Raw genomic sequence first — 12,979 nt, 5'->3', positions numbered from 1 at the left:
TGACAACTCACCGTCACATGCCTAATCTACGCGGCTCACGCAGCTGACAAAGCACAGCGTGACACGTGCCCAGGTGGCGGAATTGGTAGACGCACTAGGTTCAGGTCCTAGCGGGGCAACACCGTGGAGGTTCGAGTCCTCTCCTGGGCACCAATTATAGAAGAAGCCCGCAGCGATGCGGGCTTTTTCGTTTCCGGCGTTCGGATGGATGCAGTGCTGTACGCGGATCGCGAACGCCGCCCATCCCCTGAAGCGCCGCGATCCATGCACCGCCGACGTCGCCATGCATGCCGCAATGCGGGTCAGCACGCATCCCTTATACCGAACAGCAACCATGCGGCCTCCGACCAGGCGACCAGCTTCTGGCGGCGCATGACATCCAGATACAGGAACGGGATGCTTTCGGGGTCATAGCCGGTTGCGAACACGAACGGAATTCGTCGTCTGCGCAGGGCATCGGCCACGGGATAAACCAGTTCGCCGCCGAGATGGATATCCAGCACCGCGCCATTCACTCGTTCGCGGCTCATCACCTCCAGCGCATGGCCTACTCGGCCGACCGGACCGATCACCGTTGCACCCACCCGATTCCGCTTCCGTCCGCAGCCGTTCCGACGCGATCACCCAGACGAGCCGAACCGCCAAACGGTTTGCCGTGCTCGCGGTGTTCGTGGCGTGAATTTGCTGGCGGTCGTTCGGTCGAGCAGACGGATGAAGCTACTGACGGCAACGCTGCCGGGCGCGACCATACGTCGCCCGGCACACGTTCCATCGGCGGATGCGGGACCTTGCTACCCGTTTGCGTGGAACCGGTGCCGCTATCGCACCGGGCTACCCGGCCACGCGCAACGCCATGATGCCGCCTTCCAGCGAATGGACATGGCGCAAACCGCTGGCGCGCAGCAAGCGGGCCGCGTGGCTGCTGCGACGTCCGCTCGCACACACCAGCAAGCTTGGCGCTTCACCCAGCTCAGCGGCCCGCGCCACGATCTGCGACGACGGCACCTGCAACGAAGGCAACCCGTCGATGGGATCGCGCGCGATCTCCTCGGCCTCACGCACGTCGACCAGCCGGTAGCCAGCCGCAATGGCCTGCTCCAGGCGATCGAATGCAAGGTCGATGTCCTGCTCATCCACGGCGCGTGCGAGGGAGTCGTGCGCTACCGCCATGCATCCGCCATGGCTGGCACATCCGGTCGCCACGTCGATGGGCAGCCGCGTCAGCGCGTGATCAAGCAGGTTGAACAGCAGCAACGAGCTTTCGCGTGGCCGCGGAAGATCGAGCAGGATCTTGAGCGCTTCCATCGCCTGCATGGTGCCGAACACGCCGGGAACCGGGCCCAGCACGCCCGACAGCACGCAGCTGCCGACGGCCTCCGGCGCCGGCTCCTGCGGCCACAGGCAGCGCAGGCAGGGATCGCCGGCGCGCGTGGTCACCACCTGCAGTTGCCCCTCGTACTGGTACACGCTGGCCAGGATGAGCGGCGTGCCGCTGAGTACGGCGGCGTCGCTGCTCAGGTAGCGGCTGCGCATGTCGTCGGTGCATTCCAGCACCAGATCGAACTGGCGGAACAGCTCGACGGCGTTGCCGGCATGCAGCGGCTCGGCCCACGCCTGCACCGACACGGTGGGGTTCAACGCAGCCACGCGTCGCGCGGCCAGCACAGCCTTGAACTCGCCGATGTCCCGCGCGTCGTAGAGCGTCTGGCGATGCAGGTTGCTCGCTTCCAGGCAATCGCCGTCCACGATGCCCAGTGTGCCGACACCCGCACCCGCCAGATAGCCGATGGCAGGACAGCCCAGGCCACCCGCGCCGATCACCAGTACGCGCGCCGCGGACAGCTTCGCCTGCCCCGTGACGCCGACCTCGCGCAGCACCTGCTGGCGAGAGTAATCCGGGGTGAAAGGCTGCGCGGCCGCGTGTTGGTGATGATGTTCGTGGGCGTGCCCGGTTTCGTGCTCGTGCGCGCGATATACGTGGGTGCAAGCCACCCACTCCGTGTCGCCGGTGAGGTAATGCTCCTTCTTCCAGATCGGCAGGCGATGCTTGATCTCGTCGATGATGTAGCGGCACGCGCGAAACGCTTCATCGCGATGCGCGGCGGATGCACCGACCCATACGGCGAGGTCGCCCACCTTGAGGCTGCCGGTGCGATGCACGCAAAGCGCGTCGGTCACGCCGTAGCGCTCGATGGCTTCGGCCACGATGCGCTCGCCTTCCGTTTCAGCCAGTTCGGCGTAGGCCTCGTATTCCAGGCCATCGACGTCACGACCCTCGTTGCTGTCGCGCACCCAGCCTTCGAACGAGCAGAAACCGCCGCTGCCGGGATGCTTCAGGCCGTCGCGCGACTGCGCGGTATCGATCGGCCCGCTGGAAAGACGAAAGCGCATCAGCCACCCGCTACCGGCGGAATGAAGACGATGGTGTCGCCATCGCGCAAAGGGCGGTCCCACGCGCTGAACTGCGCGTTGACCGCCACCTTCAGGGCTTCCGCGGCCAGCGAGAAGCCATGCCTGGTTCGCAGTTCTTCGTAGAGTTCCTGCAACGACGTGGCCGCCGTATGCAACTGCTCACTGGAAGCGCCGGCCTGTTCGCGCAGCTGCGCGTAGTACTGCAGGTTCACCACGGTCATGCCGGATACTCCAGGCGATGTTGCATCTCTGCACGCTCTTCGGGCGTGTTGACGTTGTCCAGCGCATCGCCCGGCGCAGGCAGCAGCACGAGACGCGACTGCATCAACGCCTTGCGCGGGCAATAGCTGCCGGCGTCGTGGCGCTGCTTGAGCAATGCATGGCTCGATGGCTCCCAGATCGCACAGAGCGGTTCGGGCAGCCCATCGTGGCGACTGGCGAAGGCCGTGGCGTCGGCGGCGGCATCGCGTGCATCGACCAGCTGCTGCAACGTGCGTTCATCGAGCAAGGGGAGATCGCAGGCCACGACCAGCCAGGCCGCGTCGGGAAAACGGTCCTGCGCGGAAAGTATGCCCGCCGCCGGCCCGATCGCCTCGTAGCCGTCGACGATCTGCGGCAGTCCCGCGCGCATGGGATCGCCGCGCTGGTGATCGCGCACCGACAGGAAGTGGCGTTCGGTGAAGCGCTCGAGCAACCGCCACGCGCGCAGCAATTGCGGTTCGCCGCGATAGGACAAAGCGGCCTTGTCCTGCCGCATGCGTTGGCTCGCGCCACCACTGAGCAGCAGGCCGTACAGGGGCGAAGGACGATCGCTCATGCGGACTCCCTGGCGACGACATCGTGCTTGCCGCCCGTCTTCGCCACCAGGCGGATCTCGCCGATCACGATGTCGTGCGAGAGCGCCTTGCACATGTCGTAGATGGTCAGTGCCGCCACGCTGGCGCCGGTCAACGCCTCCATCTCCACCCCGGTGCTGCCGCGGCACGACACGGTGCAGTCGATCAGCGCGTCATCGCCCTCCATGCGGATGACGACGTCGCAACGATCGATGGCCAGCGGATGGCACAGCGGAATGAGCTGCGGCGTCGCCTTGGCGCCCATCACGCCGGCGATCTGCGCCACCGTGATCACCGCGCCCTTGCGTGTGACGTGGCCTGCCTCGCGCAGCGCCTGCGCGACGTCGGGCGGAAACGTCACGCGCGCCCGGGCCTGCGCTACGCGATGGGTCACCGGCTTGGCGCCCACGTCCACCATGCGCGGCTGCTGCGATTCGTCGACGTGGGACAGTTTGGCAGTGGAAGAACTCACGATGGATTCCGGCTCTGGCATGGCGTGATTATCGGCCTCGCAAGCGGCGTCGGCATTAAGAAACCGTCTACGCCGGCTACCCGCCGATGTAGTGCATCTCGATCTTGTGCTTGCGCCGCCCATGGCGCTCGGCGCGCTCCTCGCTGTAACGGTCGCTGCGGCGCAGCCAGACCTCGCGCAGGCAGTCGACGATCGTCTCGTCGCTGGCGCCGTCGCGCAGCAGGCCGCGCAGGTCGGTGCCGCCGGTGGCGAACAGGCAGGTGTACAGCCGCCCCTCCGAGGACAGGCGCGCACGCGAACAGCCTCCGCAGAAAGGCTGGCTGATCGAAGAGATCATGCCGATCTCCCCTGCGCCGTCGACGAAACGGTAGCGGGTGGCGACCTCGCCCGGATACTTGGGCGGTATGGCCTGCAGCGGCCACCGCGCGTGGATGCGCTCGATCAACACCTGCGACGGCACCACGTCGTCGGCCCGCCATGCGTTGTGGTTGCCCACGTCCATGTATTCGATGAAGCGCACCACGATACCGGTGCCGCGGAAGCGCTCCACCAGGTCCGTTACCGTGTGCTCGTTGACGTCCCGCTGCACTACCGTGTTGAGTTTCACGCCATGCGGGAAGCCGGCCTCCCGGGCCGCCTCGATGCCGGCCATGACGTCGTCCAGCGCGCCGCGCCCGCCGCTCATGCGGTGGAACAGCGCGGGATCCAGCGTGTCCAGGCTGACCGTGATGCGATCGAGGCCGGCCTCGCGCAGTTCCCGCGCATGCCGCGCGAGCAGGACGCCGTTGGTGGTCATCGCCAGGTCGGTGATGCCGTCGAGCCGGCGCAATCTCGTCACCAACTCCGCCAGTTGCGGACGCAACAGCGGTTCGCCGCCCGTCAATCGCAGCTTGCTTACGCCCAGTGTCGCGGCCAGCCGGCACAGGCGCTCGATCTCGTCGAAATTCAGGCGCTCGTCGTTGCGCAGAAACGTGAAATGCTCGCCGTAGGTCGACTCGGGCATGCAGTACGGGCAACGGAAATTGCAGCGATCCATCACCGAGATGCGCAGGTCGTGCATCGGACGACCATGCCGATCCAGCGGCCATGCCGTCGATGCTTCGGGCTGGGCGTTCAGAAGAGTCATGTCACCACCGATAGAACGCGGCGACGGCGCCGGCCGGCAATGGGCCCAGGCCAGGGGCCAGCTGCAGCACGCCATGCGTGCGCGGCAACGATGAGAAGTCGCCCGACGTCCGCGAAGGCACGGGGTGCGCCATGGTGAGTCCCAGCGCATCGGTATGCACGTGCGCGGGAACGAAGCTGGTCAACATGGCGTGCGTATCCATCGAAGCATCGAGACAAACCGTCTCCACGGATGTCGCCGTGGTGCCCATGGCGGCGAGCAGCGCGGGACGAACATAGCGCACCGCACAGACCAGGGCGGACACCGGGTTGCCGGGCAAGGCGAACACGCATTGCTGCTGCGGCCCGATACCGAACCACATGGGCTTGCCCGGCTTCTGCGCGATGCGATGAAACACGCGCCGCACATCGAGCGCTTGCAGCGCCGAGGGCACGTAGTCGCGCTGCCCCATCGACACGCCGCCCGACAGGATCAACACGTCGTGCGTGGCCAGCAGCCTCGCCAGGGTGTGGCGCGTAGCCTGCTCATCGTCGATGACATGCTCGATGGCAATGCGTTCGAACCCGTGCAGCCGCAGCGCGGTCGCCACTGCGATGTCGTTGGACCGGCGGATCTGCCCTTCACCCAATGGCGCACCCACGTCCACCAGTTCATCGCCGGTGGAAACGATGGCGATGGAGGGCATCGCGGCCACTTCGATCTGCGCAAAGCCATTGGCGGCGAGCAAGGCCATTTCCGGCGCGCCGATGCGCGTACCCACATCCAGCAGCTGTTCCCCGACCACGCAGTCCGATCCGCGCGAGTGGATGAACTGTCCGCGCGCGGGCTGATAGCCGTCGACCAGCCGATAGGAGTCTCCGTCGCGCTGAGCCTGCTCCACCGGGATGACACAGTCGCATCCGGCCGGCAGCATCGCGCCCGTGGTCACCTCGATGCACGTGTCGGTGGCGACCAGCGCCTGCATCGCCATGCCGGCCAGCTGGACACCGGTCAGGGTGAAAGCGCGTGGCAGGTTTTCATGCCAGTGGATGGCGATGCCGTCCATCATGACGCGGTCAAACGGCGGATGATCGTGCTCGGCATACACCGGCTGGCGCAGGATGCGACCGGCCGCCTGGTGCAGCGGCACCCGTTCGCTGCCGAACGAGGGCATGTGCTCGGCAATGAGCGATTCCGCCTGCGCGACGCTGATCAGCTCGGTCATGGACATGGCACCGTGGCAACCCCATCGAGATGCTGGCAACGATTATGGGATCGGCGACCGCGTTGCACAATCAAACGCGCGATATCCATCATGCCCCCAGCGCCACGGCTTTGACCTGCGCCCACACCTCGTCCCCCGCGGACAGCCCCAGCGCATGCCAGGAGCGGCGCGTGATACGGGCAAGCAAGGCCGCACCGGAAGCGTCGAGTTGCACCAGGCATTGCGAAGACACGCCGGCATCCGCCATCGCAACGATGCGACAGGCGACCTGGTTCAATGCGCTGGTGGACACTTGTCTCTCCCGGGTCAACACGACGTCGCGCGCCGCGATGCGGCAGCGCATCGACTGCCCTATCGTTTCGCCGTGATAGGGAAGCGAAAGCGTTCCCCCGGCAAATGCCAGCTCGATCAGCTGGTCGTGCGTGTCGATGCCGGAGACCGCGCCTTCGACGACCGATCCGAGCGCTTCGCCCAAGGCAGGCGGGAGGTCAAGACGCGTCAGCGTGTCCTGCGGACTGCCCTGCGCGACCACGTGGCCGTCGTCGAGCAGCACGATGTGATCCGCCAGTCGCACCACCTCGTCGATGTTATGGCTGACGTAAATCATCGGGACCCGCAGCGTACCGTGCAGCCGTTCGAGGCAACCCAGCAGGTCGGCGCGCGCAGTGGTGTCGAGTGCGGACAGCGGCTCGTCGAACAGCAGCAAGGCAGGATCGGACAACAGCGCACGCACCATGGAAACCCGCTGGCGTTCTCCGCCGGACAGCGTACCGACGCGGCGATCGAGCAAGGCGCGCAGGCCGAAGCGATCGATCATGCCCTCCCGGTCCAGGTGCGCCGGTCGCCTGGCGCGCCGGTAGCCGTAATCGAGGTTGCCCGCCACGGAGTGATGGATGAACAGGCTCGGTTCCTGGAACACATAACCGAGTCGCCGCCGGTGAGGCGGCACGAAGATGCGCCGCGACGAGTCCTGCCACACGTCGTGGCCGAATGACACGCGGCCGACGCCGTCTCGTTCGAGGCCGGCGATCGCACGCAGGCAAGTCGACTTGCCCGCACCGGACGGCCCGAACAACGCGGTGATGCCGCGCGCGGGCAAGGCGATATCGACGTCCAGCACCAGGGCGCCTCGACGCAGCGCGAGTTTTGCATCGAGCCCGTGCGCCGCTTCAGTCACGCACGTACCCGCGCGGGCGAAGCAGGGACATGGCAAGCAGCGCGGCGAACGAAACCACCAGCAGGCACAGGGACAGCACGTTGGCCTGGTGGTATTCGCCCGCCTGCACATGGTCGTAGATGCGCATGGACAGCACGCGGGTCTGGCCGGGGATGTTGCCGCCGATCATGAGCACGACGCCGAACTCGCCCACGGTGTGTGCGAAGCCAAGCACCACCGCCGTGACGACGCCCGGCCATGCGAGCGGCAAAGCCACCGTGACGAAGCGATCCACGGGCCCGGCGCCAAGGCAGGCGGCGACCTCCAGTGGCCGATGGCCGATCGCTTCGAAGGCATTGTGCAGCGGCTGCACCACGAAGGGCAGCGAGTAGAGCATCGAGGCCACCACCAGGCCCCGGAAGCTGAAGGGAAGCGCCTCCAGGCCGAGCGCCGCAACGGCGCGCCCGACCACGCCATCCGGCCCCAGCAGCATCAGGAGATAAAAGCCCAGGACCGTGGGCGGCAATACCAGGGGCAACGCCACCACGGCCGCGATCGGCCGCCGCCAGCGCGAATCCGTATGGGTCAGCCACCACGCCAGCGGCATCCCCAGCAGCAGGAGCAACAGGGTGACGACACCCGCGAGCCGGAGCGTCAGCCCAAGCGCTTGCAGGTCCTGGTCGGAAAGCAACGTCACGGCTGCGGCCCAGTGCCGGCGCCGTCAGGCAGGCTGAAGCCGTACCGGGCCAGGATGGCGCGCGCAGGCGGCTGCTGTACGTAGCGGGCGAAGTCCTCCGCCAGCGCGTTGCCGGCGCCACGCTTGGTCAGCACAAAACTTTGCCGCAGTGGCTCGTGCAGCGATGAAGGCACGGCGGCGTAACTGCCCTTGCCCGGCGACGCCAATACCAGCGATTCGGCAACCAGCCCCACCTGCGCGTTGCCACTCTGGGCGAACTGCACGGTCTGCGCGATGTTTTCGCCGAACACCAGCCGGGGTTGCACCTGGTCCCAAATGCCCGCGGCGCGCAGTGCCTGCTCGGCGCGCTTGCCATAGGGCGCGTGTTGCGGGTTGGCGATCGCAATGCGGCCGAAGCGTGGTTGCGCCAGATCGGCGACCTGCACGCCACGCATATCGATGCTCGCGCTCCACATCACCAGATGCCCCAGCGCATACGGCACCGGTGTACCGCCCGCCTTGCCGTGGTCGACAAGTCGCTGTGGATATTGGCTGTCCGCAGAGAAGAACAGTTCGAACGGCGCACCCTGCTCGATCTGCGTCAGCAACGTGCCTGAGGCACCGAAGACCACGTCAAGCACGGCGTCCGGATGATCATGGCGATATGCCTCGACCAGCTTGCCCATGGCGTCATGCAGGTCGGCCGCCGCGGCAATGGTGATGTGCCGTGTCTCCGCCGCAGATGTAGCCCATGGCGCCAGCAGCGCCACCAGCAGGAGCAAACAAGAGGCAAGCTGGCGTTTCATTCGTCGCGTCTCCTTACATCTGCGCGCGGGCCCATGAAGCGGGCGTGGTACCGGAACAAATCTCAGGACGAACGGCGCTGCCTCACGCTGTCGCGCACGTCCACGTCGAACAGCAGTTCGAGCGCGTCGTCGCCATCCCCCGTGGGCAGCACGAACGTCAGCCCTTCGCGCGTGGGAAGCCGCGCCGCGTGTTCGCGCACCGCATTCCCGGGCAACTCGATCAGCCATGCATCGGCGCGCCCCGACAGTCGTGCTTCATCGTCTTCCACAAGACGCAGCGCGCACTCCATGGTGAAGGCGGAAGCGAGGCGAGTCTGCGATTGAACGGCGCCCCCCGCGAGCAGCTGCGCCAGCTCGGCTTCGCCAATGCGCACGCGCAGGCTTTGTCCTTCGATCTGCAGCTTCATGCCATGGCTCCTGATGCGTGCATGCGTGTCAGTGGGAAAGCCGGAGTGGCTTGCATGCTGACGATCTGTACCAGCGTGCCGGCGGGGCAATCGCCGGCGGTCTCGGGAAGAACGACCCAGGCGTCCGCTTCGGCAAAGGGCCGGATGCGGAACGGATGCTGCGGGCCCTGCACCACCGCATGCAGGCGTCCTTCCCCATCCTGGAATAGCGTCGCACGCAGGAAATGCCGCAGACCCTGCTTCGGCTGCTGGGCCGTATCGAGGCATGCATGCAAGATCGGCTCGCTGCCCAGTCGCTGCATGGCCCGCAGCACCGGGACGGTGAAGAACCTCAAACCCACGGCGACGGCCATCGGCGTGCCCGGCAGCGCCAGGACCAAAGCGCCACCACGCATGCGCGCCGCCAGCAGGGGTTTGCCTGGCCGCATCGCGACCTTGTGGAACAGCACCTCGGCGCCGAGCCCGCGCAAGGTCTCCGGCACGAAATCGTAGCGCCCCATCGACACGGCGCCGGTGCTGACGATGAGATCGACGCCCGCTGTACATGCCGCCTGCACGGCGCGCGCGTAGTTGTCCGACGTGTCGTCCACGGTTTCGCACGACACGACCTGCACGCCCATGGCTGCCAATGCGGCGCGCAGATAGGGGCCATTGGAATTGTGGATCTGGCCCGCTGCCAGCGGCTGCGTCGGATCGGGCTGGAGCTCCTTGCCAGTGCAGACGATGGCCACGCGCGGCGTACGCACCACTTCGACATGCGTGATGCCAAGGGCCGCCAGCAACATGACGTGGGCGGGCTCGATGCGAATGCCTGCAGGCAACACGTGCGCGCGTCTTGCGACGTCACTCCCGGCGAGGCGCACATTGGCGCCCGGTTCGACCGGCTCCAGCAGGCGGATACGCGCCGGCATGCCGTCATCGTCCTGGCTGAGCAGCTGCGTGCGTTCAACCGGAACCACCGTATCCAGCCCATCGGGCAGCGGGGCTCCCGTCATGATTTCCCAGGCACCGCAATGCGCGCCGGTCGTCGCATCACCGGCGGCCTGCGAACCGCCGACGTCGTGCTCGGCCCCGGCTTCCAGGGCGCCCTTCGCCGACAAGGCATAGCCGTCCATGGCCGCGTGGTCGAACGAAGGCAGATCCATGGGGCTGGCCACGTCGCGGGCAAGCACGCGACCGGATGCCGCAGACAGCGGGCAAGCCTCGCCGGCCAACGGCCGGACATCCGCGCAAAGCCGTTCCAGTGCCTGGGCGTAACTGATCATGTGACGTGAACGCTATGGGGGTCGTAGTGAAGGTCCAGTGGATGCATATCCACGCACACCGATGGCTTCCGGGCAAGCATATGTCGACGGCTCACCGCCGCCCATGGGCCGGTTGAACCCATCACCGTGGCCGCTCGACGCGCGTCTTCGCCTTTCCACCGGCAAGGGGGCGGCGCTCCCCTCATCCTTGCCTCCCCCAGACCACCAGGGCTTCGCACTCTCCCAGCGAAAGGCGCGCAGCCGGAACCTCGCGTGCGGCCATCCGCCACTGGGCCGGCACGCCTGTTCACCGCTTTTTAGGCATGTTCGCTTACCCCGCCTGCTTTGCCGCCTGGATGACATTCGCCGTCCTCCGCCAGACTTGGGGGCCCACTCTGCGCCGCGGATGCCGGGATCGCCTCACCGGACGAGAATGATCGACGGTCCGCGTCATCCCGCATGGCGAGAGCAGCAGAGACCGGCACGAGGGATCAATATCATCGCCGTGAGCACAGTCAACGCTGAGCCGCAGGACATGCTCAATAAACCCAACCTCGGCAGTTCAGTGCAAATGGCCGTCTATACGGTTGAACGCGTCTACCGCTACAAGGCATGACTTGCACGCAAAGGGTTCGGAGTCGTACGGAAGAGCTCGCCGCCCGGATACGGCCATTCCTTTGAACATGGCGGCATCCGGCACTGCCGCGGCACATGCTGCAAGCGTGTCATCCGCCGTCCAAGCATGCCCCACTTCCGGACGCATAGCCGCAAACATGCGGCCCGCAACCGCCTGGCAGCTCGTACGCGCACCCATCGCAACGCAGCAAAGATGGCGACGTCCCATACCGCCGCGACATCTTGCGGCGAACGCATTCGACTTAAGTCGGGTGGCAACGCCGACGGTGGCCGCTTGAAGATCGCGCCTGATGCCAGGCCCCCTGGCCTGGCGACAACGGGGAGTTGCTTATGGTGAGCGTGCCCGAAGCAGATGTCCTTACCACGGCGAAGGGAGGGTCGCCGGGGTTACTCGCCAGGGAACGCACGATTGCAGGACCACGCTTCAATCGATGGCTGGTGCCACCCGCGGCGCTGGCCATTCACCTCAGCATCGGCATGGCGTACGGGTTCTCCGTGTTCTGGCTGCCGATGACCAAGCTGATCACCGAGGCCGATCCGGCCGCTTGCGCGAAGCTCGGCTTCCTGGCCCAGCTCTTCGCCACCGACTGCAACTGGACGGTGCCTGCGGTCAATCACATTTTCGAAACCTTCATCGCGATGCTTGGCATCTCCGCGGCGATCTGGGGCGCATGGCTGGAACATGCCGGCCCTCGCAAGGCGGGCTTCATCGCCGCGCTGTGCTGGGGCGGCGGCCTGGTGATCGGTGGCATCGGCGTGTCGATGCATCAGCTGTGGCTGGTCTATCTCGGTGCTGGCGTGCTGGGCGGCATAGGCCAGGGCCTGGGTTACATATCGCCGGTATCGACCTTGATCAAATGGTTTCCCGATCGACGAGGGCTGGCCACGGGCTTTGCCATCATGGGCTATGGCGGTGGCGCGATGATCGGTGCACCGATCGCCGTGGCGCTGATGCAGAAATTCACCACGAATGGCGTGCCGGGCGTGTCGTCCACGCTGATCTGCATGGGCCTGCTCTATGTCGTCGCGATGTCCGCGGGCGCGTTCGGTTTCCGTGTGCCGCCCTCGGGTTGGCGACCGCTGGGCTGGACGCCGCCGGCGGAATCGGCCAACAAGCTCATCACGCATCGCCACGTGCATCTGCGCAACGCATGGAAGACGCCGCAGTTCTGGCTGATCTGGACGGTGCTGTGCGTGAACGTCACCGCCGGCATCGGTGTGTTGTCGATGGCGAGCCCCATGTTCCAGGACGTATTCGGCGGCAAGCTGCTCGGCCTCGATAGCGCCGTCGAACTCAGCGCGGCGCAAAAAGCTGCGATCGCAGCGTCGGCGGCGGGGCTGGTCGGCCTGATCAGCCTGTTCAACAGCCTGGGGCGCATCTTCTGGGCCTCGACCTCCGACTTCATCGGCCGCAAGACCACCTACTTCATCTTCTTTGCCCTCGGCATCGCGCTGTATTGCTCGCTGCCCACGCTGGGCCACATGGGTCTGGCCGGCGCGTTCGTGATCGCGGTCTGCATCATCCTGTCGATGTACGGCGGTGGCTTCTCCACCGTGCCGGCTTATCTGTCGGACATCTTCGGTACGCAGATGGTGGGTGCGATCCACGGCCGCCTGCTCACGGCATGGTCGGTGGCGGGCATCGTCGGGCCGTTTCTCATTGCCGCGGTACGCGAAGCGCAACTCAACGCCGGTGTCGCCAAGAACCTCGTGTACGACCGCACGCTCTACATCCTCGCCGTGCTCCTGCTGGTCGGCATGATCTGCAACCTGCTGGTCAAGCCGGTGAAAGAAAGCGCCTTGATGACGGACGAGGATCTGGACCGCGAGCGTTCGCTGCAGCATGAAGCGTCGAACGTCTCGACCCATGCCCAGGACGCGGCGCGCGGTGGCTTCGGCGTGGTGGGCATGATCGCCTGGGCGGCGGTTGGCATTCCCTTCCTGATCGGTGTATGGATAGCCATTACGAAGGCTGCCGCACTGTTCTGAAAGGATCCGCCAAAA

Annotated in this window: 14 protein-coding genes, 1 tRNA gene and 1 pseudogene; 3 read left to right on the top strand and 13 right to left on the bottom strand. The window is 66.3% G+C overall.

Annotated features, from left to right (window positions below):
• Nucleotides 1-67 precede the first annotated feature (67 nt).
• Nucleotides 68-153 (top strand) — tRNA-Leu (locus tag CA260_RS07745).
• A 149-nt stretch (nt 154-302) separates the two neighbouring features.
• Here the strand turns inward: CA260_RS07745 and CA260_RS07740 are convergent.
• The 13 genes and pseudogenes from CA260_RS07740 to glp all read right to left on the bottom strand — a co-directional run bounded on the left by CA260_RS07740 (nt 303) and on the right by glp (nt 10,360).
• Complete coding sequence (locus CA260_RS07740) at nt 303-572, bottom strand: response regulator (protein ID WP_146745296.1); 270 nt, start codon at nt 570-572, stop codon at nt 303-305.
• Between the two features lie 259 nt (nt 573-831).
• The gene (locus tag CA260_RS07735) at nt 832-1,992 is read right to left on the bottom strand and encodes a HesA/MoeB/ThiF family protein (RefSeq protein WP_272946565.1); all 1,161 of its coding nucleotides are present in this window, start codon (nt 1,990-1,992) and stop codon (nt 832-834) included.
• A pseudogene (locus CA260_RS21320) lies at nt 1,990-2,391 on the bottom strand (molybdenum cofactor biosynthesis protein MoaE); the annotation flags it as partial. The gene CA260_RS07735 and the pseudogene CA260_RS21320, both read right to left, overlap by 3 nt.
• Nucleotides 2,391-2,633, bottom strand: a complete 243-nt coding sequence (locus CA260_RS07730; RefSeq protein WP_111982123.1) for a MoaD/ThiS family protein — start codon at nt 2,631-2,633, stop codon at nt 2,391-2,393. The pseudogene CA260_RS21320 and the gene CA260_RS07730, both read right to left, overlap by 1 nt.
• Entirely contained in the window at nt 2,630-3,229 is a 600-nt protein-coding gene (locus CA260_RS07725; RefSeq protein ID WP_111982121.1) for an NTP transferase domain-containing protein, read from the bottom strand. Before CA260_RS07725 ends, CA260_RS07730 begins: the two co-directional genes overlap by 4 nt.
• Nucleotides 3,226-3,741: a cyclic pyranopterin monophosphate synthase MoaC gene (gene moaC, locus CA260_RS07720; protein ID WP_111982119.1), complete on the bottom strand. Its 516-nt coding sequence runs from the start codon at nt 3,739-3,741 to the stop codon at nt 3,226-3,228. Before moaC ends, CA260_RS07725 begins: the two co-directional genes overlap by 4 nt.
• Nucleotides 3,742-3,796: 55 nt before the next feature.
• Nucleotides 3,797-4,846: a GTP 3',8-cyclase MoaA gene (gene moaA / locus CA260_RS07715; protein ID WP_111982117.1), complete on the bottom strand. Its 1,050-nt coding sequence runs from the start codon at nt 4,844-4,846 to the stop codon at nt 3,797-3,799.
• A gap of 1 nt (nt 4,847) precedes the next feature.
• Entirely contained in the window at nt 4,848-6,050 is a 1,203-nt protein-coding gene (locus CA260_RS07710) for a molybdopterin molybdotransferase MoeA (RefSeq protein WP_111983059.1), read from the bottom strand.
• 88 nt (nt 6,051-6,138) lie between these two features.
• Nucleotides 6,139-7,227 carry a molybdenum ABC transporter ATP-binding protein gene (gene modC / locus CA260_RS07705; RefSeq protein ID WP_202864043.1) on the bottom strand — a complete coding sequence of 363 codons (1,089 nt, stop codon included), beginning with the start codon at nt 7,225-7,227 and terminating at the stop codon, nt 6,139-6,141.
• Entirely contained in the window at nt 7,220-7,903 is a 684-nt protein-coding gene (gene modB, locus CA260_RS07700; RefSeq protein ID WP_111982115.1) for a molybdate ABC transporter permease subunit, read from the bottom strand. Before modB ends, modC begins: the two co-directional genes overlap by 8 nt.
• Nucleotides 7,900-8,688 (bottom strand): molybdate ABC transporter substrate-binding protein, encoded by a 789-nt coding sequence (gene modA / locus CA260_RS07695; RefSeq protein WP_111982113.1) that lies wholly within the window; start codon nt 8,686-8,688, stop codon nt 7,900-7,902. Before modA ends, modB begins: the two co-directional genes overlap by 4 nt.
• A 62-nt stretch (nt 8,689-8,750) precedes the next feature.
• Nucleotides 8,751-9,095, bottom strand: coding sequence for a DUF7009 family protein (locus CA260_RS07690; RefSeq protein WP_111982111.1), 345 nt, complete (start codon nt 9,093-9,095; stop codon nt 8,751-8,753).
• Nucleotides 9,092-10,360 (bottom strand): molybdopterin molybdotransferase MoeA, encoded by a 1,269-nt coding sequence (gene glp / locus CA260_RS07685; RefSeq protein WP_111982109.1) that lies wholly within the window; start codon nt 10,358-10,360, stop codon nt 9,092-9,094. The genes CA260_RS07690 and glp overlap by 4 nt, the downstream gene beginning before the upstream one ends.
• Nucleotides 10,361-10,772: 412 nt before the next feature.
• Between glp and CA260_RS21110 the strand changes: the two genes are divergently transcribed.
• The gene (locus CA260_RS21110; protein ID WP_172461745.1) at nt 10,773-10,955 is read left to right on the top strand and encodes a hypothetical protein; all 183 of its coding nucleotides are present in this window, start codon (nt 10,773-10,775) and stop codon (nt 10,953-10,955) included.
• A 359-nt stretch (nt 10,956-11,314) separates the two neighbouring features.
• Entirely contained in the window at nt 11,315-12,964 is a 1,650-nt protein-coding gene (locus CA260_RS07680) for an OFA family MFS transporter (protein WP_425479726.1), read from the top strand.
• Nucleotides 12,965-12,979 lie beyond the last annotated feature (15 nt).

Source organism: Dyella jiangningensis (assembly GCF_003264855.1).
Classification (GTDB): Bacteria; Pseudomonadota; Gammaproteobacteria; order Xanthomonadales; family Rhodanobacteraceae; genus Dyella; species Dyella jiangningensis_C.
The sequence above is the reverse complement of the archived record's forward strand: the minus strand, read 5'-3'. Positions and strand labels throughout refer to the sequence as shown.